Consider the following 26,998-nt stretch of genomic DNA (forward strand, 5'->3'; position numbering starts at 1 on the left):
GCAGGGAATGGATCATTCGGGGCACATGCCCGGCATGAAGATGTCCAGGCCCGCGCCCAATCCAGCGCCCAGGTCTGTGGCCAAGCCTCGCGCCAGGGCGAAACCCGCCGCAAGACCGACGACGCACGCCAGATCGCACCATCCCGGCACGGCGAAGCCGGCGGCCATGGACTGCTCGCCCGAACATGCCGCGATGGGCCATTGCCGGTTACCCGTATCCGCGCGGCCGGCTCCGGCCCCACCCGCGCCGGCCAGCGCCACCTCCTGCCCGCCCGAGCACGAGGCGATGGGACATTGCACCCCGGATTCGCCACCGGCCGCCATGCCGGCTGCCCCGCCCGCCTGCCCGCCCGAACATGCCGCGATGGGGCATTGCGGTGCGGACCCTTCCGGCCCCACCCTGCCCGCTGCCCTGTCCACTGGCACGGCCCTGCCCGCCGGCAACGCCCCCGCGCCTGCCGCGCCGACGCCGCGTTATGCCGATCGCGTCTGGGGAGCCGCGGCGATGGCGGCGGCGCGGGCGCAGATGCGGCGTGAACATGGCGGCATGAAGTTCGATCAGCTGATGCTCAACATCGCCGAACTGCAACCGCAACGCGGGCGCGACGGCTATCGCTGGGATGGCGAGTGGTGGTTCGGTGGCGACATCGACCGGCTGGTCATCAAGAGCGAGGGCGAAGGCCGCTTCGGTCGCCGCGCCGAGGGGGAAGTGCAGGCGCTCTACAGCCGCGCGGTCGGCCCCTATTTCAACGTCCAGGGCGGGGTGCGTCAGGACATCGGCAACGACCGGCGCTATGGGGTCGCCGGGATCGAGGGGCTGGCCCCATATTGGTTCGACGTCGAGGCCACCGCCTTCCTCTCCGATCGCGGCGACCTGCTGGCGCGGATAGAAGGCTATTACGACCAGCGCATCACGCAACGGCTGATCGTCCAGCCGCGCGCCGAGCTGAACCTGTCGGCGCAGGACGTGCCGCGCGACCGCATCGGGGCCGGGCTGGTCGAGGCCGAGGTCGGCCTGCGTATGCGATACGAGATCCGGCGCGAATTCGCCCCCTATGTCGGCGTGTCATGGGAACGTTCGTTCGGTGACACCCGCCGCCTGCGCGGTCGCGACGGCGGCGTGGCGCTCGCACTCGGGATAAGGGCGTGGTTCTGATCCGGTGCGATGCCGCGGACGGCGTCACCTCCAGCCGCTCGATCACATCCGGGTACAGGTCGGCTTGGGCGATGCTTCCGGCGGGCCGCGACGACGAGGACGCCGGGCGGTTCGTCATGGCGCGCAGCCGATAAGCCGGACCCTCGGACCAGCCCGTTTCGCCGCCAGATGTCGCCTAGCCTGCGCCGCCGATCGCACCGGGCGTCAGGATGAGCGCCAGAAGGACCAGCGCCACCGCGACATAGGCCCAGCGGCCCATGCCCGACCACGCGGCCTCGCGCTTGAGCAACGTGCCACGTGCCTCTTTGGCAAGGCGCTGGCTGTAGATCAGCACGCCCGTCACCGCCATCGCGGTCAGCATTGCGCCGAAGGCGAACCAGATCGCCTTGGTCGCCAACCCGCCGAACGTGCCGAAATGCAGTGGATCGGCCATTTCGGCGATGCGCTGGTGCAGGTTCAGGTCGCGACCATCGAACACCGCGGTCACTCGCCCGGTCGACGGATCGATGGCGACGCCGTTGACCCGGTCGCGTACCAGCCACGCGCGGTCCTGCCCGAGGAAGACGACGCCGTTCTCTCCGGTGAACCGGACCTCGTAGATCTTCAGCGCCGGGCGGGCGCGGCGCGCCATCGCCGCCAGCCGGTCAAGTTCGGCGCCCACCGGCGGCGGCGCCTGCGCCACGACTGCCGGCAGCTTCGCCACCGGTGCCTGACCGCCCAGCGTCTCGACCAGATACCACAGCCCGGTGACGGCGATCAGCGCCACGAACCACAGGCTCCACAATCCGCCCAGCCGGTGGAGATCGCCGGTCAGCCGGCGCGCGTCGCCGCCGCGCGGCCGCCTGAAGAAGCCGCGCCACCATTTCTTGTAGGTGACGATCCCCGACACCAGCGACGCGAGCAGCAGCAACGCGAGCGAGCAGACGATCGGGATGCCGATCTTCGTCGGCAACATCAGGTGGCGATGCACCTGCCGCAGGAAGCGGTGGACGTTCGCCCAGCCATGCTGTCCGGTGACCTCAGCCGCCCACGGATCGATGTAGACGCGACGGGGCGCCTTTTTGCCGTGTTGCATCAGCGCTTCCGCCGCGAACCACGGATCGATCGGCGCATAGATCGTCTGAAGCCTGCCCGACGGGTCGGCCCGCGCAGCGGCGGCGGCCAGCCGGCCCCAGGATGCGGGTGGCGCATCACGTGGCTGTACGCGCATGGCCGGGGTCACCAGCCAGTCGATCTCGTGTGCGAATACCGCCAGCGTGCCGGTGAGAAGGATGAAGCCGAGGAAGATCGACAGCTTCAGCCCTGCCCAGCTGTGGATGCTCCACCACAACGAGCGTCGCCGCCGGGGTTGCTGGACCGCCACGGTCAGAAGCGCAGGCGAAGCTCGGCCAGCGCGCTGCGCGGCTCGCCGGGGAAATGCCCGCTCTGCGACGAGAAGCCGGAGGCGGCGTATCGCCGGTCGAAGATGTTGTCGACGCGCAGGAGCAGTTCGACGATCCCGAGACTCTTGGTGAGCGAGGCGTCGAAGATCGTGTACGGCTGCACCTGCTGCCCCGACAGGCTGATCCGCCGTGACACATGTTCCGCACCGAAGCCGATGGCCGTCCCGATCGGCGCGAACTGATAGCGGGTCCAGAAACCGAGCTTGTGCCGGGGCGCGTTGGCGAAGCGATCGCCGACCGCATTGGTCACCGCCTGACCGGCGGTCGTCTCCGTGATCCGCGCGTCGTTATAGCCGTAATTGGCCATCAGCACCCAGTCCGGCGTGATGTCCGTCGCCAGATCGATCTCGAAGCCTTTGCTCGTGACCTCGCCGATCGGCCTCAGTTGGTCCTGTCCATTGATCGGCGGCAGCGCGGCGTCGACCTGCAGGATGTTGCGCCGCACGATGCGATAGCCGGCGAGATTTGCCTGTAGCCGGCCGTCGAACAAAGCGGTCTTGATGCCGCCCTCGACCTGCCCGCCGGTGACCGGAGCGAAGGGGCCGCCGGCATCGGTGCTCTGGCTCGCCGCCGTCTGTGGTTCGAAGCTGCCCGACCAGCTGACGTATAACGAGGCGTCGGGTCGCGGCTTGTAGATCGCACCGGCGCGAAAGGTCACCTTGCCGTCGTCGTAGGCGGATCGCGCCGTCACGCGATCGCCCGTGCCGGTGGTGACGCCGTCATCGAACTTGTCGTAACGCACGCCGCCCACCAGCAGCACGGCCTTGCTGATGTTGATCTGGTCCTGAAGATAGGCACCCTGCCGCTTCGTGCGGGTGTCGGTGGTCGTGAACGGCAGCGCAGAAACGCGTGCGACGTCGCGTGCGGAGGTCGTGTAGACCGGATTGCTCAGGCTGAGCGGGGTCACGCCAGCGCGCAGGATGCGGGAATGAAGCACGCTGGTTTCGTCATACCAGTCGCCCCCCGCCTGGAATTTGTGGTCCGTACCGAGCAAGGCGACGCGCGCGGTCGCATTGGCCATGAACGACAGGCCGTCGACGTCGCGGATCTGATCGCGAAACTCCCGTGCGACCAGATCGCGGTTGCCCGCGACCAATCCACGCGGCTCGTGATATTGCTGCGTCTCGGTCGACGCGAAATAGCGCACGCCCGCATCGAAGGTGACAGCGCCGCCGATGTCCGTCGCATAGCGCGCCTGGTACGCGCGGGAAGCCAGATGCAGGAAATCAGTCGGCTCGTTGGCATTCCAGCGGATGTCGGCAAGAAACTTGCCCGCATCGTCGGTCAGGACGCCGCGCAGGCGATTGCCCGGCAAGTCGTTGTCGTAGATCGTCGCCTGCACCGTCAGCTTGCCGCCGGTGTTGGTCTTGATCGACAATCCGCCGTCGCCGATCAGCGACTTTGATCGGGTGTTGCGCCGGTACGGGGTCATCGCCTCGTAGAAGCCCCCGAGGCGATAGGTCACCACCCCTGCCCTGTCGATCGGTCCGGTCGCCTCGGACGAGATGCCGATCCGTTCGTAGGTACCCGCGGTCGCCACCGTGCGCAGCGATGGTTTGTCCGCCGGCGTCTTCGATACGTAGTTGATGATCCCGCCCGGCGATCCCGGCCCGAAGAAAAGCCCGGACGGACCCTTCAGAACCTCCACGCGACTGATGTTGAACAATTGCGGCACCGAGAAACCGATGAAGGGATTGCCGCGCTGGCCGTCGTAGAACGACTGGTCCTGACGAAATCCACGAAAGGTCACGCCGGCGTAGCTGAAGAAGCTGACGCCGCTGATGTTGCGATAGATATCGGTGGCGTCGCGCGCGCCCTGATCGGTGAACAGGTCGGAGTTGATGACCTGGAGCGCCTGCGGGATGTCGAGCGGGTTCTGGGCCGCTTTTCCGACGGTGGTGGTGTCCGCACGGTACAGGCGCTGCGCGCGACCGGTCACGATGATGTCGCCGTCGGGCTGGCCGCCGTCCTCGGCCGGACCGGATTTTCGTTCCTGCGCGGAAGCGCCGGCCGGAACCGCTACAGCCAACAACGCGCACGGCATAACAAAATGGCGCTTCAACCCAACCCCCTGCTAACGATAATCGCTCGCAGCTAGCTTCGTGGATCGGGTTGTGCAAGCCACCTGTCGGGACGGAGAACCACCCACCTCTGTTCGACCGGATCGGTCATCTCGACCCGCCCCGTCCAGTTCGGCCGCAACGTCATCCAAACACCTCAGTGATTTCAGCGGGTAACTTCGGTCACCCTCGCCCGACGCTGGTTCCGCTCGACGGATGCGACGCTGTGAAGCGGATGCGATCTTGCTGAAACGGTTGGCGCGTCGTGCGTTGAAGCGCCTTGATAAGGAGGTACCATGCCGTTCGATTCTCCATACGTCGCCTCGCCTGCCCGCTATGACGGCGACATGACCTATCGCCGCACGGGCAGGAGCGGGTTGAGGCTCCCGGCGATCAGCCTCGGCCTGTGGCAGAATTTCGGCGGGAGCGACGTGTTCGAGACGGGACGGTCCATCCTGCGCCGGGCGTTCGATCGTGGCGTGACCCACTTCGATCTGGCCAACAATTACGGCCCACCGTACGGATCGGCCGAAGAGAATTTCGGCCGCGTGCTGGCGACCGACTTCGTCCACCATCGCGACGAGCTCATCATTTCGACCAAGGCCGGCTGGGACATGTGGCCCGGCCCATATGGAGATATCGGCTCGTCCAAGAAGTATCTGATTGCGAGTTGCGACCAGAGCCTCAAGCGGATGGGCCTCGACTATGTCGACATCTTCTATTCGCACCGGGTGGACCCGGCGACCCCGCTCGAAGAGACGATGGGTGCGCTCGTTCAACTGCACCGGCAAGGCAAGGCGCTTTACGTCGGCATCTCTTCCTACGAGCCGGGGCTGACCCGCCGTGCGGCCGAGATCCTGGCTGCGGAAAGGGTGCCGCTGTTCATCCACCAGCCCAGCTATTCGATCCTGAACCGCTGGATCGAAAACGAACTGCTCGCCACCCTGGAAGACCTCGGCACCGGCTGCATCGCGTTTTCACCGCTCGCGCAGGGCATGCTGACGAACAAGTATCTGCACGGCGTGCCGCAGGATGCGCGCGCCAACCGTGGCGGTTCACTGTCGCAGACCTTGCTCACGGATCGGAACCTCGCCGCCATCCGTACCCTGAACGACATCGCTTCGGAACGGGGGCAAACGCTGGCCCAGATGGCGATCGCATGGGTGCTGCGCGATCCGCGCGTCACCTCGGCGCTGATCGGCGCGCGCACGGTCGAACAACTCGACGACTCGCTCGATTCGGTGAAAAGGCTCGCCTTCTCGACCGATGAACTCGCCGCCATCGACAAGGCTGCCGCGGACGGCGGAATCAATCTATGGGCGGAATCGTCCGCCATTGCGACGCTGCCCGCTGCTCAGGGGGTCACGGCATCGTGAGCGCCGGCCTCGCATACGCACGGCGGGCAGACCGGCGACGGAACTTCCCCGATCAGCTACAGCAATGCTTGAACTTTTTCCCCGACCCGCAAACACACGGGTCGTTGCGCCCGACTTTCGCAGCGGCCCCCTTCTCCGCCGCAACCGGCGCGATTCCGCCTAGGCGCGGCCGCGCACCGTACAGAAGCTGAACGACTTCGATAAGTTCGGCCGCCGCATGGTCTTCGCGGGCATCAAGCTCCATGCTGTCGAGATCGCTCTCGTTCCGGGCGATCGCGATCAGCGTCGTCATTCGCGACCATGCGGCCATATTCCCCGGATCGTCGGCCAGCGCCTGCCATGCCGCCGGGCGCAGCGCGACCGCCTCCGCGAAGCCGTCGATCCAATATTCCCAGAGAACCTCGCCATCACGCTCGTCGACATCGAGGATCGGCTGCAGCTTGCCACGGGCAAGGTCGCGCACGATCTCATCGCGCCGGGACGCGACCGCTTTGGCGAACCATTGCACATCCAGCGGATCTTCGAAGGGCGGGACGCCGGCGGCATCGGCACCCCATACGATCGTCATCCACTCGTCCGGCGAGATCGCCTCGGGGCAGACCACCAACCCGGTCAGAAAGCCGTCGAGTTCGGTCAGCAGCATCGGCTCCTCGACCGGCAGATCGGCCAATGCGCCGTCAAGCCGCCGGAAGCGCGATGGCAGTTTTCTCACAGGCTAAGGTTTCGCCGGCGCATCTCGGCCTCCGCCATTTCGCGCAGCGGCGTCGGGTCGCCCTCGACAAAGATGTCGGCGAAATCGAGCAAGTCGTCATCGCGGAGCGCGGACACGGCGGCCTCTACCGCGGCAAGCCGTTCGAGCGCGCGCGCGGTCTCCGCCACAAGGCGCCTGTTGCGTATTTTAAGCATGGAGGACTGCTAGCAGGATCGATCAGGAATGGCAGCGCCCGATTGCCTCCCAACATCGCGGCGACGTCTCTTTTTAGGTACATCGCGCCTGGCGGGAACGCGATGATGGCGCGCCCGTACCGTCACCCCGGCCCATGCGGCGGTTTCCAGACCAGGCACCCGGTCGCCGATGCACTCGACCGGGCCGGCAGCGGCCCCGTTCAGGCGGGTGGAGCCCGCGCGATAACGGCTTGGGCCAGACGGAGGCGAGCCTTCCATATCTTCACCGATGGATGTCCTGCGGCCAGTCCGGCAAGGCGTCCTTCGATCTGCGCGGCTTCCCGCCTCGCCCCGTCAAGCTCGGCTGGTGTCGGCGGAGGCTGGATATTGGCGCGGGCATGTGCGCCGGTGCGTCCCTTGCTTTTCGTCATGATCCATCGATGGTCCCGGATGCCCGCCCGGGTCAATGCGGACGACATCGACATGTCTGCCTTTACGGCGGCGGACGGCGGCGGACGACCGCAGTCGCCATCGCGACGACCGGCGTCGGCGGGACGTTCAGGCCCGCCCGCACGACGACGGAAACACGTCTGGACGCTCTCGCCGCTGGTCCATGCCCGTATCCGCGTCGTCTTCGAAGACGACACGATTTCGCCCCATCGCCTTGGCCTTGTACAAGGCGCGATCGGCCTGACCGTATAGTTCCGCGAACGGTCCGCTGCCGGCGCCTACTGCAACACCGATGCTGACGGTCACTTCAGGATGACATGATCCGGCCTCGCCTTTGCTGGCACGAAGGTCTTCACGTACGCGGTCGGCAAATTGCCGTAGTTGCCGGAGCGGCATTCCGCTGACGCCGAGCAAAAACTCCTCTCCGCCCAGCCGGCCGGCAAGGCAGGCGTGACGCCTCTCCAGCGCACGCAGGCAGTCGCTCAATACGACCAGCACGGCATCGCCGGCTTCGTGCCCGTATCGATCGTTGATCGTCTTGAAGCGATCGACATCGATCAACAGCAAGCCGAACGGCTCCTGCCGTAAGTCGCCGAAGGCCTGTTCGCACCGGCGAACGAAGCCTCGCCTGTTGAGCAGGCCGGTCAATGCGTCGCGTTCGGCCACTTCCGCCAGGGCCATTTCGGACGCGATCGCGGCATCGCGTTCCAGCCGTAAACCGCGCAGCCGACGTGTTTCCAGCGCCGACAGGCAGATGGCCTGAAAGGCGGAGCCGAACAGCAGCGCGATCTGCTCCCCGCCGCCGAACAGGCTGGTATCGAAATCGATCACCTGCGTCGTCGCCAGAACCAACATCGGCACGATCCACGCGACCAGAAGCGCGCGCGCACCGGGTGCCCTTTGCCGATAGCCAATGACGAGGCCCCCGCCGATGGCGGCGAGAATCGCCAGGATGAGGGTGGCGAGCCCGTTGCCGATCATCCCCAGATGACTGCCCGGCACGGCCGCCCAGCCACCGAGAACGAGCATGCCTGAGGACGCACACGATAACGCGCGACGCACCCCCAGAGGCAACACGTTCTGCAAGACGATGACCGCACTGCGCGTGGCGAACATGACGGCCACACACGCCATGACGGTCATTAACTGACTGGACGTCGTTCCGGCGATCCGCGGCCACACGAACAGGACGCATTGCGACCAGACCAGGCCCCAGCACACCATCATGGCGGCCCACATGCCATGCCACAGGAACAGGCGCTGGCGCACCGCGACCGCCATGGCGAAACTGTGCAGCGCCGTGACGGCCAAGAGGGAGATCGCCGCACCGATCAGCGCCGCGCACAACTCGAATTGTCGTGACACGACGCTGACCCGAACCACCCGTATGCGCAGCAACTCATAGCGCTGCAGACGATCGATCCTCAGCCAGATCGCGGTGAGGGGTTCGGACCGCGGGCGCGGCTGAAACGAGATTTGACCCCCGATGTGCCAATGATCCCCGAAGGCTCCGCGATGCACCGTCTGTATTTCGCTGCCTCCACCGGCGAACGTGAAAAGCACTTTCAGGCGGTCGAATCTGGTCAGGTGAACGAGCAGCGCAACATCACCGTCGGACAGGCTTCTTTCCGGCAACCGCAGCCACAGCGCAGCATTCTCGTATCCGGCGGGCTTGCCGCGGCAGTCCACCGACCAAGGCACACGATCCCCGGAGGCGGGGGCGCGCACGGTGAAGCAGGTACCCGCCGGCGGCAGGGCGAACGCCGGGCCGGATATCGCGCCGATCGCCACGCATGCCAGCACCAGCCGCACGATCTGCCCGATGGCGCGTTCAAATATCGGGCAGGTCACAGGCAACGATATCGATCCTAATGCTGCACCAGCCGTGGCACACGCAGCCCTCGCCATCAACTCCCGCGACCTGTTCGGCCGTATGCGGAAGGATGTCGACAAGAAATCGACGCGCCGTTCGCTTACGATTTTGAAGCGACAACGACCACGCGACTGGCGTCGACCATCCGCCATAGCCGGCGCCGGATCAATCAGCTATCCGCAACTTAGCCCTTGATATTCAAGGATTGCTTGACGGCAAGCGCATCATCAACGGTTTATGATGAACACTCCGCGATCCCGTCTCGCAACCCAGATACGCCTCGGCTGCTTCCTTCGACAAGAATACGTCCGAGTATAGCGGATCATGGGAGCTTTTCGTCTGGTGCTTACGAACCGAGTCCCGCACGACGACCGCCACCCGATCATCCCTCCGGTAGAGGACGGGCAGCACCCGTTCGATATGAGCGGCGACTTCGGGTGGATGCGCGATCGCGGCACGGAGGTCGATCATGAGGCGCACGCCGCTGCCGCTCCGCCGCGCCGCGAGCAGCAACGATGAAAGGTCGCGGAAATGGTCCTGTGCTTCGGCAAGGGTGGCAAGGCCGTCGCCGTGAACGAGGATATAGTCGCCCCGCTCCTCGATCCGCAGCGACATTAGAACGCCGCCCAGTCTTCCTGCTGCGTTTGCCGCAGCGCCGCTACCGTACGCGCCGGCCGCAAAGCGCGCGGGGCATGATGGCCAAGGCTTGCCGCCGTCCCGCGCCGCGCCGGCCGTTCGTCGTCATGCCCGGCCAGAACGAAGCGCGCGACCTCCTGGGCCAGCCGCTCGGCTTCCGATGCAAGGCTGCGGGTCGCGGCGGTCGCCTGCTCCACCATGGCGGCATTCTGCTGCGTCACGCCGTCCATTTCAGAGACGGCGGTGTTCACCTGTTGCAGGCCGACCGCCTGCTGCTTGGCCGACGACGCGATGGTGGCGACGATCCCCTGGATCTCTTCGACCCGGACGATGATCCCGCGCAACGCTGCTCCGGTGGCGCTGACCAGTTCGACACCGGCCTCGACCTGCTCGGTCGATGCGGCGACCCGCGCCTTGACGTCCTTGGCCGCATCGGCGGAGCGCTGGGCAAGGGCGCGCACCTCAGATGCGACGACGGCGAAACCCCGGCCGGCATCGCCCGCCCGCGCCGCTTCCACGCCGGCGTTGAGCGCCAGAAGGTTCGTTTGAAAGGCGATGCCGTCGATCACGCTGATGATGTCCGAGATTTCGGCCGAGGTGCGCTCGATACCGCCCATCGCCGCTACCGCGCGCTCGACGACCTCACCCGAGGCCTGCGCCTCGCGCTGCGCCTGCAGCACCAGCGTGTTCGCGGTCGTCGCACCTTCCGCCGTCTGACGGACGGTGGAGGTGATCTCGTCCATCGCCGCGGCGGTTTCCTCCAGCGCGGCCGCCTGTTGTTCGGTACGGCGCGACAGGTCGTCGGAGGCTTCGCGAATGTCGCTGCTGCCGCTGTTGATGCCCTCGGCGACGGCCGACACCCTGGTCAGCGTGGATGCCATGGACCCCATCGCCGCGTTGAAATCGCGCCGGACGGTCTCGAACTGCTGCGCCAGCGGTGTGTCGATCTGCATCGTCAGGTCACCCGCGGCGAGCCGGCTCAGCCCGGCGCCCAGCGCCGCCACCATGGCTTCGGCCTCTGCGTTCGAGCGCCTGATCGTCTCGGCATTGTTCTGGAATACCTGCATCGCACGGGTCATCCGGCCCACGCAGTCGCGATGATCGGAGAACAGAATGTCGCTGTCGAGATCGCCTGCCGCCAGCCCCTCCATCCGAACGACCGTCGTGACATAGGGATCGCTGATCAGCTTGCCGCTGTACCAGGTGAGCAGCACCGGCAGACACGCCAACCCCGCGCCGCCGAGCATGATGCTCCATGTCGCCGTGGGTGGCGATATCGCAGCCAGATAGATCAAGCTCAGGCTCAGCGCCGCAACCACGACCTGGAAAGCGACGACGATCCGGAATTTGCGACGTATCGGGGCATGATTTCTGAACCAGGTGATCATCGGTATACTCCTACTGGAGCCAAGAACTACCTTTGCTACGTAAACGATCCCCGACGCACGCAATCGATAAACATCTCACAGTCATCGATCGCATCGATCTACATTGTCTTAACATATTCGCCCATACATTTACTATAATTTGTAAAGATCGCGCCCTATGCGGGAAGCAGATATCTCCGCCCTTCCGTCTCGTCGTACTTTCGATTAATCATATGCCGCTTGTTAACGACGTTCGATCGACGAACCAAAATGCACGATGTTAAATCAAAGCTAATGGCCGCCAGCAAAATCGCCCTGAAAAGCGCTCGACATGAAGCCTGTCGTCAAGGCGATCAGCCGACCCGATGCGTGCTTGGCGAAGCCGGCGCCTCCCTCGCGATGTTCCACGCGCCGTCGCTTGCGCCGCTGCCTTTGACGTGATTAGGCCGCCACGCCCGCGCGCGCAGCGCAAGTGCCTGACGAAAGGGACGAAAGTGCATCTGATGTTTGCCGCCGCGCTGGCGGCTTCGGGACCGGCGGTCCCCGCACGGCCACAAACGGTTCCGGCCGGCGCAGCCACCGGCAGCCTGAACGCGCGATTGTCCGGCGACGTGATGCCGGTCCATGATCCCGTCATCATCCGGGAAGGCAGCACGTACCACGTCTTTTCGACCGGCATCGGCGAAGGCGGCCAGCGTATACTTTCGGTGCGCACGTCCCGCGACCTGGTTACGTGGAAGCGCGGCCGCGCCCCGTTCGATCGGCTGCCCGACTGGGCGGTGAAGGCGATCCCCGGCGCCAGCAACATGTGGGCACCCGACATCAGTTACGTGAACGGTCGCTACAGGCTATACTATGCGGTATCGACGTTCGGATCCAATCGTTCCGCGATCGGACTGGCGACCAGCGCGACCCTCGACCCGGCCGCCCCCGGTTATGGCTGGCGCGACGAAGGCATGGTGGTGATGTCCCGGCCGGAGGACGACTTCAACGCGATCGACGCGGCCTTTGTCGCCGATGCGCAGGGACGGCACTGGCTGTCGCTGGGCAGCTTCTGGACCGGCCTCAAACTTTTCCGGCTCGATCCGGCGACCGGCAAGCGCCTGAACCCGGGGGAGCCGCCGCGCGCCATCGCTTCCAGGACCGTACCCGCGGGCGCGCCGTCGATCGTGGAGGCGCCGTACATCTTCGCGCACGGTGGCTATTACTGGCTGCTCGCCTCTTATGATTACTGCTGCAAGGGGGTGAACAGCACCTATTACACCGTCGCCGGTCGCGCCAAGTCGGTGGAGGGGCCGTACCTGGGCAAGGACGGCAGCGCGCTGCTGAAGGGTGGCGGCACGATCCTGCTGCGCGCCGACCTGGCGGAGAAGCAACGCTTCCGCGGCCCCGGCCATGCCGGCCACTTCCGTGACAAGGACGGCACCGACTACATCGTCTATCACGCCTATGACCGCGACAGGAACGGTGCGCCGACCCTGCGCATCGCTCCGCTACGGTGGGACGCGGACGGATGGCCGGTGGCACCCGAACAATAGGTGCCCGGCGCGGGACAACCAGTAATGGCACCTACAATCAAGCCCGCAGGCCCAGTCTGAACTGGCAGCGTAGCAGGCGGCGGCGACTATTTGCCGTCTTTTCTCGCTGCCCCGTTCATTTGATCGTGCTGTGCTTTTCCATGGCCTCGGCGCAACGACAACGGTTCTAGAAGCATAGCAGGTGGGGACGCGCTCCCTGCCACTGCCGTCTTTTGACCGTGATCATCGATGCCTGCTCCTAAACAGCTAGCTCTATAGAGTTCTTCATCGTCAGGCTGGCCGTGCGGAACAGCTTCCCGGTTCCGCCTCCCCCCCACCTCCGATCCCCGTGCTCGCCTCGATCGCCCGGGAACACATGACCAGCGAGCTTTCAACACCCTTCCGCCTGCACGCTACGAATTAGGCGAGATGAACATGAAACGGTTTTCGACGCGAACCGATAAGCTACGAATTACAAAGATAGAATTGCCACCCTTGCTCTATTCGATGAGTTTGTCTTTTTCTTGATCAATATAGACAAGAAAATAATAGCCTTGATTCAGCGCAGCTTATGAGAATTAGCCAATCGTTACAATGTAACCGTATTGCGTATCTCTCGCACCATACTATTCATGTCCTGGAGGTTCGGCGCAGATCGAAACCCGAATAGGAGAGGAGTTTATATATGGCGCGTTGCCAAACGGAACACCCGCGTGTGGACCGTCGCTGTGCATTGAAGCTGACTGTCGGCACCGCCGTAGGCGCAAGCTTCCTCGGGCAGATACCTTCGGCTCGCGCGCAGACGACCGCGGATGTCGCCGCGCTTAACTTCATGCTGAACATCGAATATCTGCTGGCGCAGTTCACGAGCGTCGTGGTCGGCGAAACCGTGAATCCTGCCCGCATCACCGGTGGTGGCATCGCCGGCGTTCCACCGATCCCGGGCCGGAAGGTGACGTTCACCGATACCTTGTTGCAAACGATCGTTCGTGAAATGGCCGCCGACAATCGCGCCCACTTGGTGCCGATGCGGGTAGTTACAGGCGCTTCCGCCATCCATCAGCCACTTATCGATCTTTCCGCCACGGCGACGGCCCCATTCACCGTGGCTATGCGGCGCGCCGGCGTCGTCGGGGCAGAAGCCACGTTCGATCCCTACGCGTCGGAAGAAAACCTGCTTTATGCGCTTTTTTATCTGAAGAGCGTCAGCGTCGCCGCCTATCGCGGCCTTGCGGCGGGCATCACCAACCAGGTCGTCCTTCAAAACTTCGCCGGGCTGCTGGGCACGGAGTCCATCCATGCGGCGACCATACGCAGCTATCTCCACACGCGCGGCGCAACTGCGGCACGGCTCAGGACCAACGCCGACGCGATCGCAGCCTTCCAGCGCAGCCTCAACGGCGGAACAGTGTTCCAGGGGATCTCGCCGTCCGACCTGGCTGTTGCCGGAGGCACCGTGCGGGTGGCGAATGGGGCTCCGGTTCAGTTGACCGGTGACGTCGGGGGCAGGTCCGCCGCGCAAATCCTCAACCAACTATACCTCACCGACGCTGCGGTGACGTCCGGCGGCTTCTTCCCCAACGGGGTCAATGGAGCCATCCGCGCCAGCGCAGCCGCCTGACCGCCCCGCTCCTGAGCACGCCCCGCTCCTAAGGAAGAGAGACATGACAGATATTCCGTCCCCGGATTTCCGGGTTGCCGCCCCGCGCCCGGCGGAGACCGCCAGCCGTCGCGAGCTCTTCAGTGGAGCGACCCGGCTGGGCGCCGTTGGCAGCCTGCTGGCGATCGCGGCGTGCGAAAGCGAGGAGTCACCGCTCGCGAATACGCCGACGCCCACCCCCAGCGGCTCGCCGACGCCCGCGCCCACGCCGACCGAAACGCCGAGCATCATCTCCGTGTCGAGCGCCGATACGCTCGCGCTGATGCTGCAACTTCATTACCTCCAGGGTGAATTCTATTCCCGCGCGGTCCTGGACACGCCGTTACCCGCAGCCATGATTGGCGGCAGCGGCACGCCGGGGGAGGTTACCGGCCCGCGGCGGGTTTCGTTCAAGGACCCGTTACTGGGCGAATTGATGCGTGAGATCGCCGCCGAGAAGATTGGCCAGATCATCCGGCTGCGCGCGGCGCTTGGCCCCGCCGTCGTGGCACGGCCGGCCCTCAACCTTGCCGTGGACGATGCCGGGGCATTTACCCGGTTCGGGCGCGATGCCAAGGACGTGCCAGCAGCTGCGGCTGGCGCGGCACAGAGCCGCTACGACGTCTATGCCGATCAGGAACGACTGCTGCTTGGCGCCTTCATTCTTGAGGACGCGGTGATGACCGCATGGCGCGGCATCATCGCGCAGCTGACCGCCAGTGCCGAAGTCGATGTGGCGGTCGGGCTGCTTGCGACCTGCGCTCATCATGTCGGCCTGATCCGCACGCAATTGTTCCTGCGCGGTGCGATCACCGGAAGCACGCTGCACCCATCGGCCAACCGACTGAGCGACCTTCGGGACAGCTATTCGGCAGAGGACGACGATCAGGGAGTGGCGGTCGGTTCCGGGGCAAGTGTTCGCGCCAACATCGCCGCCACCGATGCGGATGGGGAGATATTTGGCCGGCGACCGCAAATGACCATCAACGTCTTCTACATGACGCGGAAGGTGGCCACCTCCGGCGGATTTTTCCCGGCCGGCCTTAACGGAGCGTTGCGGACCAGCACCGCCACCTGAGCCGGCGCGAAATCGGCACGTTCGCTGGTCGAGACGGAAACACAGGGCACGGTGCGGTGCCGGGATCTTACAATCTGGGGGGAAGAAAGATGAGCCGCAAGCAATTGCTCATTTGCGCATCGACGTTGGCGTTGATCGCGATCGTACCGATGAACCGGGCACGGGCGTCGAATGGTGGGGAATACGGGCCGAATCTGAACGATCGACCCGCCGCGTCGGGGGATGATGGGCCGGGACAAACCGCCGCGAAGGATCGCGCCCGAAAGGCGGCGCAGGCCGCGTCGACGCCGAACACGCGCGATGACACAGCTCAGGCCGCAAGCGGCGGTGGCGATATCGTCGTCCGCGGGATCCGCACCAGCCTTGCCAAGGCACGCGACACAAAGCGCAAGTCCAAGACCATCGTCGACGTAGTCGAGGCGGAGGACATCGGCAAGCTGCCAAACAACACGCTGGCCGACGTCATCGCGTCGATCCCGGGTGTATCGGTTACCCGTGAGGAGGGCGAAGTCGAGGGCCTTCAGTTGCGCGGGCTCGGCGATGTTCAGACGACGATCGGCGGAACTCCGGTCGCGAGCGGGGTCGGCAGGACATCATCCATCCAGAACCTCCCGGCCGATCTGGTCGCCAGCGTCGAGGTCTACAAGACACGGTCGCCCGATCAGGTCGAGGGTTCGGGTGCGGGAACCATCAACGTCGTGCTGCGCAAGCCCGTCGACTTCAAGCCCGGTTTCACCTTTACCGGCAACGCCAGCGGCCGCTACAATTCGCAGGCACGGCGCTGGAACCAGACCTACACCGCCATCACGAATTATCGCAAGGAGACCGCAATCGGCGATGTAGGAGCGATGCTGGGAGTCACGCTCAATACCAATCCTGTTCTTGAATCGTCAGCCTGGAACTACGCGCTTGGCACGGTTCTGCCACGGCAGGCGGTGGGCGCGCAGATCCTGCCGCAGCCAACCTTCGCGCCGGCCGGCATCGCATTACGCTACAATGACGGAACGCGAACCTCGCCCGCCATCAATGTCGCGTTGCAATGGGCACCCGATGAGGACACCAGCATCGCACTGGAAGGCAATTACAACAACGCGAAATTCGACTTTTCCACCAACTGGCTGGAACTGCCAGTGCTGAGCGGCGACACCCCCAATACGTCGCCCGCGTTAAGCAAGATCGTGCTCGTACCCGGCACCAATCGGATGGCGTCCGTCACCGTGTCGCCTGCCTCGCAACTCGGCCCCCGCAACTTCAATCAACGGATGAACAACAGCAACACGCTCCTGAAACTTTCCGCCAGCCGCACGACCGAACAAGTCGATCTATCGAGCGAAGTCGCATACTCCTCCGGAAAGTGGGACTTCAACGAAGTCACCCTCTTCAATCGTTTCGTCAACAGACCGATCTACGACGTCGCATTCGCCAGTGACCGTTTCCGATATCCGATGATGGACGTAAAACTTCGCGACCTGGACCTCCTGGATCCCAATCAATATCGCTTTCACGGCGCGTCGCAGCTACGCTTCGACTGGAGAAACCATTCCGTGGCCACCCGATCCGACGTCACGCTACGGACGTTCTGGAATCCGATCGAGTTCCTGAAATTCGGCTTCCGTTTCGCCGACAGTTACAACTCACGGCGGCAGGGCGGACGGAACTATATGGGTCTGGAACTCCGTTCCGATCAGATGCCGGACGGCTTCAACAAACTGGTTCCGATTTCCGAGGGCTTTGCAGGCACCGGCGTCCAGAACAACGTGCGATGGCTGACGTATGAACGCCATGCCGTACGGGACAATCTGGAGAACCTGCGCAAGATGCTCGCGACCTATTCACCGCGATTTGCAAATGAGGAAATTCCCGGCGACGAGGGGCTGAAATTCAATGGTCGCGAGCGATCTGTCGCCGCCTATACCACAATCGGCTACAAAACCGAATTGCTGCTACCAATCGACGGCATCATCGGTGCCCGCGTCACCAACACGATACTTGATAACAAGCAACTGGTTCTGTCGGTTCAGCGGCAGGTTGTTAAGGGGGTCAGCGAGGAGATCGCCACTCGCAAGGTGGAACATGGCAGGGGCAATTACGTCAACGTCGAGCCAACTGCGACGATGGTCATCCACTTCACGCCGAAACTGCAAACGCGCTTGTCCTACAACGTCGGCATCCGGCGGCCTGGCATCGACCAACTTCGCTCGTTGACCGTCAACAACGAGGCCGTCGGCTTCGCGGAAGGCGGCAATCCCAATCTCAAGCCGGAGACGACCACCCGCTACGACAGCATCATCGAATATTATTTCGACCAGACCGGCTTGATAACCGTCAACCCGTTCTACTGGAAAACGAAAGGGGCTTTCACCGATTTCTGGACCCTCGAAACGCTCGATACGAACACGGGTGTGCAGGTGCCGGTCAGGCGGCCTTACAATGCCGGCGACGGCTACAGGCGGGGCGTGGAGGTACAAGCGCAGCTGTTCTTCCGCTTCCTGCCAGGCATTCTCAGGAACTTCGGCGTGGCCGCCAATTACACCTATACTGAGGGCGAGCTGAAATTTTCCAAGATCCCCAACGCAACGACGGAGGCACCTGCCACCCTGCCACTGGTCGGCGTGTCCAGGAATACGTATAACGTCACCGGCATGTTTGAGCGCGGCACGTTGAACGCCCGCGTAATCTACAACTACAACGACCGGATCTTGCTGAATACGATCACCCCCCTGCGCAATTCGCTCTATCTTGCGCCACGCGGCTGGATGGACGTTGCCGTCAACTATAGCGTTCCGGACGGCCCATTGCGCAATCTCGGCTTTTCATTGCAGGTGCAAAACGCCTTGGCCAGTGTTCGCCGGGCATATTACGGATTTCCCGATCAGCCGGAAGGCGTCACGTACATGGCCCGAACCTATGGCGGAACGATACGTTACCGGTTCTAAATGGCGGATGCAGTGACGGGCAGCGGCAAGGCGCTTCGGCGCAAGGCGGTCGGCTAGCGGGTGGCGAGGCGATGTCATACAGACGACGCTATGCGATGGCGTTGCCGTAGGACAGCGGGGATGCTGGCGGCAGACACGCAACCGGCGTAAGGCCGAGCGGCTTACCGGGGCACCTGTTCAAACGAGGTGCCTCGTTCGGTCACGTCCGACTTGAACGAAGGTTCCGCTCGGACGCAAGGCCGAACATCGCGCGGTTCCGGGACGGGGGCGACGTGCCGGTGTACAGAATGGCGTCCCTTCGATCCGCCCGAGGAACCACCCATGCATTTCGCCCCCGACGTCTTCGCCTTTCTGGTCGCGGTGGGGTTCGTCGCGGGCGCGATCGATGCGCTGGCGGGTGGCGGCGGGCTACTGACCATCCCCGCGCTGCTCGCCGCCGGGGTGCCGCCCGTGGCAGCACTGGCCACCAACAAGCTGCAAAGCGCGGTCGGGACTGGCTCGGCGTTCCTCGCCTTCTGGCGTGCGGGCCATGTCGATCTGCGTCGCTTCGCGCTGCCGGCGGCGGGGGCGTTCGCGGGATCGGTGGCCGGCGCGGTCGTCGTCCAGCATGTCGATCCGCGGTTCCTCGCCGCATTCGTGCCCGTCCTGCTGATCGCGATGGCATGCTACTTCCTGCTGGCGCCGCCGATGAGCGAGGTGGACCGCCACGCGCGCGTCGGCCGGGCTGGCCTGACGGTCGCCACCACGCTGCTCGGCTTCTACGACGGTTTCTTCGGCCCGGGCACCGGATCGTTCCTGACCACCGCATTGGTCGCGCTCGGCGGACTGGGTCTGGTGCGCGCGATCGCCAATACCAAGTTCCTCAATCTCGCCACCAACGTCGCCGCGCTGGCCGCGATGATCGCGGGCGGCAAGGTGTTCTGGCTGCTCGGCGGTGCGATGGCGGTGGCGAACGTCGCGGGTAATCAATGCGGCGCGTGGGCGGCGATGCGCTTCGGCGGGAAGGGCGTACGCCCGCTGCTGGTCGTCATGTCGGTGGCGCTGACCGTCAAGCTGCTGGCCGACCCGGCCAATCCATTATGGGTTTGGCTGGGTTACTGAGCAGTCAGCGGCTGGCATAATCCCTGGCGCGGGCGATCTGCTCGCTGTCGCCGTTCGGCAGGTATGCGCCTGCGACATAGGCGGTGTCGGTCACCTCCACCGTCGCGCCCAATTGCGTGGCATCGAACAGCTTTTTGGCGAAAGCGGTCGGCAGGCGAATGCAGCCGTGCGATGCGGGGAAGCCGGGATTGCGCCCGGCGTGCATCGCCACCCCGTCCCATGTCAGCCGCTGCATGAACGGCATCGGCGCATCGTCATACAGATTGGAGCGGTGAGCCTGCTTCTTCTGGAGGATGGTGAACGTACCCAAGGGGGTCGGGCGATCGTCCGAACCGGTCGACACCGAAGAGGCCGCCACCAACCGCTCGCCCCGGAACACATAGGCGCGCTGATCCGATACCGAAATCAGCACGCTGACCCGCCCCGGCTCGTCCGCCGTCGGCGTCCACAGGAAGCGATTCGGCGGCAAAACCGCTGCCGCCTCGGTGATCGCCAGTTCGTCCATCGCCCCCGCCGACGCGGGCGTCACGACCCCGGCCGAAAGCAGCGCGGCGAGCAGAATGGGAGCGATTCGGCGCATAACGGCGGCTTTCCGACTTTCAAACCCGGACCGTCCGGGTCGTCATGATCAGCCAACGCGCGGCGATCGCATCGGTGCCGGGCGACGAAGCGTTCGGCATCTGCGGCAAATGCGCGGCAACCTAACTCAAACCGCCGTAAACGTTGACCATGTTTAACCTGTTCCGTGGTACATCACGGGTGTTGAAGCGGGGATTAGCGTTACTCATGACCATGCCGCAGGATCCGGTGCCGTCGCGTCGTGCTTTGCTGAAGACCGGTGGATTGTTCGCCGGCGCCTTGATGATACCGGGAGCCGTATCGGCCGGGGTGCGCGACCATGCGCGCCGCAATGCGCCTGAATCGTTGCTGCCGGACGGCTTCTTCCACCCCTCGCACACGCCGGTCACCCAGCCGGCGGTCGCCAGTGCGACGGTGCAGCCGCCGATCGTCGCCCCCGGCGTCAACCCGCGCCTGCTCAAGCGCGCGCTCGCCGCGCTCGAACAGCATGGCAGCCGCATCGCCAAGCGCGACCGGATCGCCGTCGCGGATTTCACGACCGGGTCGAGCCTGCCGCGCTTCCACCTCATCAACCTCGAAGACGGGCGCACCGTGTCAAAGCTGGTTTCGCACGGCAGCGGATCGGATCCGGCGCATACCGGCTATCTCCAGCATTTCTCCAACCGCAACGGCTCCAATGCGTCGTGCGAAGGTGCATTCGCGACCGCAGATTATTACGTCGGCAAGCACGGCCGTTCGCAACGGCTGCTGGGGCTGGACGAAACCAACAACAATGCGCTGGACCGCGCGATCGTCGTCCATTCAGCATGGTACGCCAATCCCGACATGATCCGGGAGCGCGGCATGCTGGGGCGTAGCCAGGGCTGTTTCGCGGTGGGTGAGAATGAATTGACCGAGGTGTTCAATCGCCTCGGGCCGGGTCGGATGATCTACGCCGCGAAGGTATGAACGCGGCGGCAATTCTCGCGCCGGACCTGAGTCAGCGGCAGTATCAAGGTCATCGCGCGAACGGAGCCCTACGGCCGATGCCGCTCCGCCGTCAGCGCGCGTCGAACGCCGCCAGTTCGTAGGCGATCGACGCCTCCACCAGCGTCTCCCAGATCTCGTCGACCGCCGCGACCGGCACCCCGATCCGCGCAGCCTCGTCACGGGCCTGCGCGATCACCTGCGCCTTGCGCGCCTCGTCACGCACCGCGCCGCGCGCCGGCTTGATACGCGCGGCCGCATCCATATAGTCGAAGCGGCGGCGCAGCAGCGCGACCAGTTCGCGATCCAGCGTATCGACGCCGGCGCGAACCTCGGCCATATTGGTGCAACGCTCGCCGGGCAGGATCTCGCTCATGGCGTGCTGCTTGGCGCGGTGCGGCGCTCCTGTCCAGCTTGACTTGCGCGCGCACCCCGGCTAGGCGCGCCGCTTCGCAATCGCCCCCGCACCCCGGTGAAGCGGCGGGCCTGCACCTTGCTTCATAAGGTGCGGCGCGAGACCGGGACCAACGCCGCTCTCCCTTTCCCGGATCGGAAGGCGGCATACGTCGTTCGCATTTTGCCAAGGAACTATCATGTCGAAGCGCCATAGCGCCAAGTACAAGCTCGATCGCCGTCTCGGCGAGAACATCTGGGGCCGCCCCAAGAGCCCGGTCAACAAGCGTGAGTACGGCCCCGGCCAGCACGGTCAGCGCCGCAAGGGCAAGGTGTCGGACTTCGGCATCCAGCTGCGCGCCAAGCAGAAGCTGAAGGGCTATTACGGCGACGTGACCGAGAAGCAGTTCCGTCACGCCTATGACGAAGCGTCGCGCATGAAGGGCGATACCTCGCAGAACCTGATCGGCCTGCTCGAGCGTCGCCTGGACGCGATCGTCTATCGTGCGAAATATGCACCGACGATCTGGGCCGCGCGCCAGCTGGTCAGCCACGGCCACATCCGTGTCAACGGCGTGAAGTGCAACATCGCGTCGCGTCGCTGCAACGTCGGTGACGAGATCTCGCTGGGCGGCAAGGCGCAGGAAATGGCGCTGGTCCTCGAGGCACAGCAGCTCGCCGAGCGCGAAGTGCCCGATTACGTCGCGCAGGACGGCAACGTGAAGGTCACGCTGGTCCGCGTTCCGACGCTGGACGAAGTGCCCTATCCCGTGAAGATGGAGCCGAATCTGGTCGTCGAGTTCTACTCGCGCTGATCGGCGGACCAGCCGGCGCGTTGTCGTCGACCAGTCGCAACGAACAAAGGGCGGTCCCATCCGGGGCCGCCCTTTTTCGTGGTGGGCGCGCGGCACGAAAATGCAGAGGCCTGTTGAAAGCCCGCGCGTAATCATGTGACGATTTGGCAGCGCGGTCACGCATCACGGTGCGACCGGACGGACGGTGGTGGATCACGGCGCCGGCACATCGGCCAACCCCGGCCCCGTCGCGCGCCGCCTCCGCCGCGGACTTCGCCCCACCCACATGGTTCGCCGCTGGCCTTGCCGGAACCCCGCGCCTTCGAGGAAGATGCGGTCAGGGATCGAGGCAGCGCGAGATCGCGCGCGGCCTGTTAACCGGATCTCAGCAAGCATTTGTCATAGGCGAGCTACACGCGGCTCGCGTGCGGGCTCTAAATAACGAAGTCCCAGCCACAGCGGCCGCTCACCCCCATGCGGTAAAGGAGGTTCTCGATGACGTCACGCGCCCTTTCGGCATGGTTCGCGCTCGGATGCAGCCTGCTCGCGATCCTCGTCGCGGTCGATCGCCCGCATTTGTTCGGCTTGTCGCCCGCCCCTGTCGTCAAAACCGAGCGGACGTCGGCTGACCCCACTACCGCGAAGCGCGCGGCACCCTGGCTCATCAGGCGCGCAGCTGCCGCCACCCGCTGACCCCGGCGCGGCCGGCATGGGCGATATCGTGCCAAAACCGGATCTTAACCACGTCGCACCATAAGGCTGACTTGCATCTCGCGATCGGAGTGTCCGTATGATCGTCGTCGCAGGTTATGCCATCGGCTCGTTGTTCACGCTGGTGGCGGTTGCCGACATCTGTCGCTCCCGCTCCCCGGCCCGCGTTCGACAAAGGGTGGACCCGCGCTGATCGAGCGCCGCTCGGGGCCAGCAAGGCACTTCCTGCCGGCCCCTCCGGAACGTCGTCGACCCCGCGCTAGCTGGCCGGTTTCATCCAGCCATGCATGGTCATCCAGCTGGTGAAGGCGTTGAACCAGCCGGTACTGGTGGTCGTCTTCGGATACATGCCGAAACCGTGTCCGCCTTGTTCGTAAAGGTGGAACTCGACCGGCTTCCTTGCCGCCTTCCATGCATCGATCAGGCCGAACCCGCCGTTGGCGAAAAACGGGTCATCGGCCGCCAACGCGACGAAGAGCGGCGGCGCGCCGGCCGGAACGGTGACGCTGGCCACCGGGCCGTAGATGTTGGCGATGAACGCCGGCTTCGCATCCTGCCCGACCATGGCGGTGGCCATGGTGAGCATCGCGCCGGCCGAGAAGCCGACCATGCCAATGCGGTTCGGATCGACGTGCCACTCGTTGGCGCGGCGACGGATCAGCGCGAAGGCGGCCCGCGCATCGGCGATCTGCGGCGTCAGCCCCGCCATCATCCTGTCCGGCGCGGGTCGGGGCGGGCGCGCCGCGGTGGTCGAGAACATTTCCGCCATCGAACGCTCGAAAGCAGGCATGTCGGACGGCGTCTGGTTCAGGCGATATTTCAGCACGAAAGCGGCGACACCCCTCGCCGCCAACGCCTTCGCCACGTCCCAGCCCTCGTTCTCCATCGACAGTGTGCGGAACCCGCCGCCGGGCGCGACCACGACGGCGGTGCCGTTCGCCTTCGCCGGATCGGGAAGGAAGGGCGTCACCGTCGCCACCCGCACGTTGCGCGCGAAGACGCTGCCATATTGGCTATGCCACGATTCCGGGGTGTCAGCGCCCGGAAGCGGTCCGGTGTCGAGTTCGATCGCACCGGGTTGCGCCGGGACGGCGATCGGCCGCATCTTGTCCTCCTGCGCATGCGCGGGGACCGTCAGGGCGCAAGCGAGCGCCGCCCCGATGATGGCGAGGCGCCTGCCGGGGAAAGCGCGGATCCGCCGTCCCGCTTGCGAACCGTTTCTGTTCAACATTTTACCTCTCCTGTCGTTAAGCCCGGTCCTTGTTGAGCCTGGGCGGGATCGTCGGTCATTTCGCTGCGCCGGCCAGCCGCGCACCGGCACTCGCGAGTGCGATGTACATGGCGCCTTCCGGGACGACATATTCGTTCTCGCCCCAGAAGAAGGGCCAGTCGTCGCGGTTCTCTGGATAATCCGGCTTGAGCAGCAGGACGCCGGGCACGACGCCGCCGGGAATGAAGGAGAAGTCGGCGCGATTGCTGCCATAGGCGACCTCCTTCGAAACCGCGCCCACGCCGGAGACGAACGAGCGATCCGACGCAGGATGGTGGCCGTGCAGGAAATCGAGCGCACGCGTGACCGGTGCGGCGTCGACGATACCGGGGAACGCCTGATGCAGTGCGAAGGCGGTGAGGCCGAAGTTCAGCACCGCGCCGCTGCCGGCCCAGCCACCGGTGGTGATCGGCACGCCGAACGGATTGTCCTTAAGGAACGCCTGCGCCTTGATCGCCCATTCGCGCGCGGCCGGCTCTATCCCGGTTCGATAGCTTGCCGGCATGTACGGCATCGCCTTGGCGACCGTCGTCGCGGTGGCGGCGAAGCTGCGCAGCATCGCCGGTGTCAGCGCCTGCACGCGGTCGGCATAGCGCCGGTCGCGGGTGGAGACGAGCAGCTCGACCGCGGCGGTGAACTCCTCCACCTCAAGCGGCCCGCCGGTGGTGTTGCCGTGCCGGAACAGGTCGGGCGCGTGGCCATGCTCATCCGTCCAGATCTTCTGCGCGAGATCGAGGCAGCGCCTCGCGAACGCCGGGTCGCGATCCTTCCAGGCACGATATGTCGCGGCGAGCGCGGCGGCCGAACCATAGTCGAGCGCCGACGCCTTGCTGGTGAAGGCCCAGCGATCGTCCGGGATCCCGCTGCGCCCGCCCTGCCCGTCATAGCGTCGCTCGAACGGCTTCAGGCGCGGGTCGTAGATCAGTCCGTCGGTCTTGCTGGCCGCATCGCCGAGGTGGGTATATTGCCCGACATCCGGTTCGACGATGCCGTGGATGGCATGGCCCGTCGCAGCATATTGCGCGAGCAACTGCATGCTGCCGTGGCGAATCTGTTGCAGGATGTCCGGCGTGCCGTCGGGCACGTGGATCTCGACCCGCCGCGCAGTCCAGTCGACCGACACGGTGTCGCGGTCGATACCGAACGTCTCCCACGCATCCACCAGCTGGCGCACCACCTGATATTGGGTCTGCGTGCGGACGTCGAAGTCGCCGGCATCAAGCCAGCCGCCGACCGCCAGCCCGGGGATCGTCTCGCCCGGCTTGAAGCGTGTGTCGGTGGTCGGCCCCTGCCGGTACAGGTCGATATGTTCGTGATCGAGCGGCGCTTGCCGGGCGTCGTCGCGATGGGGGTCGCCGTGCCAGACGCGATATGCTTCGTTTACCGCGACATGATCCATCGCGATCGGAAGATAGACGTCACTGGTCAAATTCCAGACGTTGCGCAGCACGGCGGAATCGATCGGGAAAGGAGCGGTGCGCGTCCCGTCATACTCGATGGCGTAGGTGCCCGGCGTCGTTACCTTGCTGAAATCCAGCTGTAGGTAGCGGTACCGAAGATACTTGCCCCATGCGCGCGCCGGAGCGGTGCCGACCGGTACGAAACGGCCTGCGCCGTCCAGCCGGAGCAGACGCGGCTGCAACGTACGTCGATCGTCGCGGTCGAGTTCGATCGACGCGATCTTGGGCCCGGCCGGCGTATAGCCGATCTGCGAATGCCCGATCACGGGCGGCCTCAGCCACCCCGGCACGCTGTTGGCATCCAGCGTCCACTCGACGACGCGCCCGGTACGGCCGCCCGGCAGCAACTGACGCACCACGAACCAGCCGTTCTGCGCCTGATTACGCCCGTCGAACAGCGACAACGCCCCTTCCCGCGTGGCGATGCTGACCCGGCGTGCGGGATCTTCGGGGGCGAGGTTCAGCATGCGTCCGGTCGCGAACGGCACCGGCTCCGCTCCCGGCCCGTCGCTGCGGCCGCTCGCCGGATTGCGCTCCGGCGTCAACGTCATCGCATCCGCGGGGTAGCGCGGGAACAAACCGGACCTGCCGTCGGCGCTGTAGCTGTGGCGAAAATAGGCCGACGGCACGAACTCCAGGTTCAGCCCGGCCTTGCCGACCTGCGATGCAGGCAGCGGCTTGTCCAGCAGCACCGACAAAACGATGCTTGCCCCGCGCCGTTCGGCCCGGACGGTGTAGGTGAAGTCGGGGTATTTCATGACCGCTTCGATCACGCCCGCCGCCTTGTCGACGCGCCGGCTGACGAACGCTGCGGCGGGATCCCACTGGCCGGGCGTGGCGGCCAGCCGGACATCGCCGTTGGTCGCCGTGCGGACACCCTGCTGGATCAATTCGACGCCGCTGATCTTGGCGTCGGCGAACAATCCCTCGTTGACGTTCGAGAACACGAGCCAGTTCACACCCGGTGCCTCGAAATAATCCGACCGGTCCAGCCGCAGCGTGGTTTGTGCGAAACCCGGCACGGCCATCGACAGAAGCGCGGCGGCGACCACGGCCTTACGATGCAGCGGCATCGGCTATCCTCCCTGAACTTTTTTCGTTTGTGAGCGGTAACATAGCCGCCATTTTCGCGCTGGCAACGGCTTGGTTCGGGTGGGATGGTCGATGCCGCATTTCGATGTCGCTGACGTGTGTTGCGCGGCGACGCCGCCCATGGGTCGTGCCGATCAAGTCGCGGTGTTCGAGGACGTGATGGCCGGCAGGACCGCCGCCCATGCAACGGTGCGCAGGTTGCACGACCGGCGTGCAC

22 protein-coding genes are annotated in these 26,998 nt (G+C 65.1%); 10 read left to right on the top strand and 12 right to left on the bottom strand.

From position 1 onward, the window contains the following. Positions 1-12: 12 nt before the first annotated feature. Positions 13-324 (bottom strand): hypothetical protein, encoded by a 312-nt coding sequence (locus tag ASE95_RS18165; RefSeq protein ID WP_235528164.1) that lies wholly within the window; start codon positions 322-324, stop codon positions 13-15. On the opposite strand from ASE95_RS18165, the gene ASE95_RS03745 reads away from it, so the two are divergent. Beyond that, positions 323-1,156, top strand: a complete 834-nt coding sequence (locus ASE95_RS03745) for a copper resistance protein B (protein ID WP_235528165.1) — start codon at positions 323-325, stop codon at positions 1,154-1,156. The genes ASE95_RS18165 and ASE95_RS03745 overlap by 2 nt on opposite strands. 175 nt (positions 1,157-1,331) lie before the next feature. Here ASE95_RS03745 and ASE95_RS03750 read toward each other — a convergent pair whose 3' ends face one another. Next, on the bottom strand, positions 1,332-2,519 hold the full coding sequence (locus ASE95_RS03750; protein WP_235528166.1) for a PepSY-associated TM helix domain-containing protein: 1,188 nt from the start codon (positions 2,517-2,519) through the stop codon (positions 1,332-1,334). 2 nt (positions 2,520-2,521) lie between these two features. Next, entirely contained in the window at positions 2,522-4,627 is a 2,106-nt protein-coding gene (locus ASE95_RS03755; RefSeq protein ID WP_235528167.1) for a TonB-dependent siderophore receptor, read from the bottom strand. A gap of 327 nt (positions 4,628-4,954) precedes the next feature. On the opposite strand from ASE95_RS03755, the gene mgrA reads away from it, so the two are divergent. Beyond that, positions 4,955-6,034, top strand: coding sequence for an L-glyceraldehyde 3-phosphate reductase (gene mgrA, locus ASE95_RS03760; protein WP_056631605.1), 1,080 nt, complete (start codon positions 4,955-4,957; stop codon positions 6,032-6,034). A 52-nt stretch (positions 6,035-6,086) separates the two neighbouring features. On the opposite strand, the gene ASE95_RS03765 is transcribed toward mgrA, so the two are convergent. From ASE95_RS03765 to ASE95_RS03785, 5 genes are all read right to left on the bottom strand, one after another. Next, the gene (locus ASE95_RS03765) at positions 6,087-6,746 is read right to left on the bottom strand and encodes a UPF0149 family protein (RefSeq protein ID WP_056631606.1); all 660 of its coding nucleotides are present in this window, start codon (positions 6,744-6,746) and stop codon (positions 6,087-6,089) included. Beyond that, on the bottom strand, positions 6,743-6,913 hold the full coding sequence (locus ASE95_RS03770) for a hypothetical protein (RefSeq protein ID WP_235528168.1): 171 nt from the start codon (positions 6,911-6,913) through the stop codon (positions 6,743-6,745). The genes ASE95_RS03765 and ASE95_RS03770 overlap by 4 nt, the downstream gene beginning before the upstream one ends. Positions 6,914-7,477: 564 nt before the next feature. Beyond that, entirely contained in the window at positions 7,478-9,220 is a 1,743-nt protein-coding gene (locus ASE95_RS03775) for a GGDEF domain-containing protein (protein WP_056631611.1), read from the bottom strand. 220 nt (positions 9,221-9,440) lie between these two features. Then, positions 9,441-9,857 carry a hypothetical protein gene (locus tag ASE95_RS03780; protein WP_056631617.1) on the bottom strand — a complete coding sequence of 139 codons (417 nt, stop codon included), beginning with the start codon at positions 9,855-9,857 and terminating at the stop codon, positions 9,441-9,443. Then, entirely contained in the window at positions 9,857-11,266 is a 1,410-nt protein-coding gene (locus ASE95_RS03785) for a methyl-accepting chemotaxis protein (RefSeq protein ID WP_056631620.1), read from the bottom strand. The genes ASE95_RS03780 and ASE95_RS03785 overlap by 1 nt, the downstream gene beginning before the upstream one ends. A gap of 482 nt (positions 11,267-11,748) precedes the next feature. On the opposite strand from ASE95_RS03785, the gene ASE95_RS03790 reads away from it, so the two are divergent. The 5 genes from ASE95_RS03790 (at position 11,749) to ASE95_RS03810 (ending at position 19,516) form a co-directional block, all read left to right on the top strand. After that, on the top strand, positions 11,749-12,783 hold the full coding sequence (locus tag ASE95_RS03790) for an arabinan endo-1,5-alpha-L-arabinosidase (RefSeq protein WP_056631625.1): 1,035 nt from the start codon (positions 11,749-11,751) through the stop codon (positions 12,781-12,783). Positions 12,784-13,495: 712 nt separating this feature from the next. After that, positions 13,496-14,383: a ferritin-like domain-containing protein gene (locus tag ASE95_RS03795; RefSeq protein ID WP_162234661.1), complete on the top strand. Its 888-nt coding sequence runs from the start codon at positions 13,496-13,498 to the stop codon at positions 14,381-14,383. A gap of 43 nt (positions 14,384-14,426) precedes the next feature. After that, positions 14,427-15,479 carry a ferritin-like domain-containing protein gene (locus tag ASE95_RS03800; protein ID WP_056631634.1) on the top strand — a complete coding sequence of 351 codons (1,053 nt, stop codon included), beginning with the start codon at positions 14,427-14,429 and terminating at the stop codon, positions 15,477-15,479. Between the two features lie 89 nt (positions 15,480-15,568). Next, entirely contained in the window at positions 15,569-18,415 is a 2,847-nt protein-coding gene (locus ASE95_RS03805) for a TonB-dependent receptor (RefSeq protein ID WP_082449510.1), read from the top strand. Between the two features lie 321 nt (positions 18,416-18,736). Then, positions 18,737-19,516 carry a TSUP family transporter gene (locus ASE95_RS03810; protein ID WP_056631640.1) on the top strand — a complete coding sequence of 260 codons (780 nt, stop codon included), beginning with the start codon at positions 18,737-18,739 and terminating at the stop codon, positions 19,514-19,516. A 4-nt stretch (positions 19,517-19,520) separates the two neighbouring features. Here the strand turns inward: ASE95_RS03810 and ASE95_RS03815 are convergent, their stop codons facing one another. Continuing rightward, complete coding sequence (locus ASE95_RS03815) at positions 19,521-20,096, bottom strand: L,D-transpeptidase family protein (protein WP_056631643.1); 576 nt, start codon at positions 20,094-20,096, stop codon at positions 19,521-19,523. Positions 20,097-20,302: 206 nt separating this feature from the next. On the opposite strand from ASE95_RS03815, the gene ASE95_RS03820 reads away from it, so the two are divergent. After that, complete coding sequence (locus ASE95_RS03820; protein WP_056631644.1) at positions 20,303-21,043, top strand: murein L,D-transpeptidase catalytic domain family protein; 741 nt, start codon at positions 20,303-20,305, stop codon at positions 21,041-21,043. Positions 21,044-21,134: 91 nt separating this feature from the next. Here the strand turns inward: ASE95_RS03820 and ASE95_RS03825 are convergent, their stop codons facing one another. Further along, positions 21,135-21,437, bottom strand: coding sequence for a chorismate mutase (locus ASE95_RS03825; protein ID WP_056631646.1), 303 nt, complete (start codon positions 21,435-21,437; stop codon positions 21,135-21,137). Positions 21,438-21,654: 217 nt separating this feature from the next. Here ASE95_RS03825 and rpsD point away from each other — a divergent pair, with 217 nt between their 5' ends. Both rpsD and ASE95_RS17545 read left to right on the top strand, forming a co-directional pair. Then, positions 21,655-22,269 carry a 30S ribosomal protein S4 gene (rpsD, locus tag ASE95_RS03830; protein WP_056631649.1) on the top strand — a complete coding sequence of 205 codons (615 nt, stop codon included), beginning with the start codon at positions 21,655-21,657 and terminating at the stop codon, positions 22,267-22,269. A gap of 474 nt (positions 22,270-22,743) precedes the next feature. Next, positions 22,744-22,941 carry a hypothetical protein gene (locus ASE95_RS17545; protein WP_156347868.1) on the top strand — a complete coding sequence of 66 codons (198 nt, stop codon included), beginning with the start codon at positions 22,744-22,746 and terminating at the stop codon, positions 22,939-22,941. A gap of 277 nt (positions 22,942-23,218) precedes the next feature. Here ASE95_RS17545 and ASE95_RS03840 read toward each other — a convergent pair whose 3' ends face one another. Together ASE95_RS03840 and ASE95_RS03845 are read right to left on the bottom strand one after the other, a co-directional pair. After that, complete coding sequence (locus ASE95_RS03840; RefSeq protein WP_056631654.1) at positions 23,219-24,190, bottom strand: alpha/beta hydrolase; 972 nt, start codon at positions 24,188-24,190, stop codon at positions 23,219-23,221. A 55-nt stretch (positions 24,191-24,245) separates the two neighbouring features. Beyond that, positions 24,246-26,762, bottom strand: coding sequence for a glycoside hydrolase family 9 protein (locus tag ASE95_RS03845; RefSeq protein ID WP_056631657.1), 2,517 nt, complete (start codon positions 26,760-26,762; stop codon positions 24,246-24,248). Positions 26,763-26,998 lie beyond the last annotated feature (236 nt).

Source organism: Sphingomonas sp. Leaf231, from assembly GCF_001421995.1.
In the GTDB taxonomy this organism is placed as follows: Bacteria; Pseudomonadota; Alphaproteobacteria; order Sphingomonadales; family Sphingomonadaceae; genus Sphingomonas.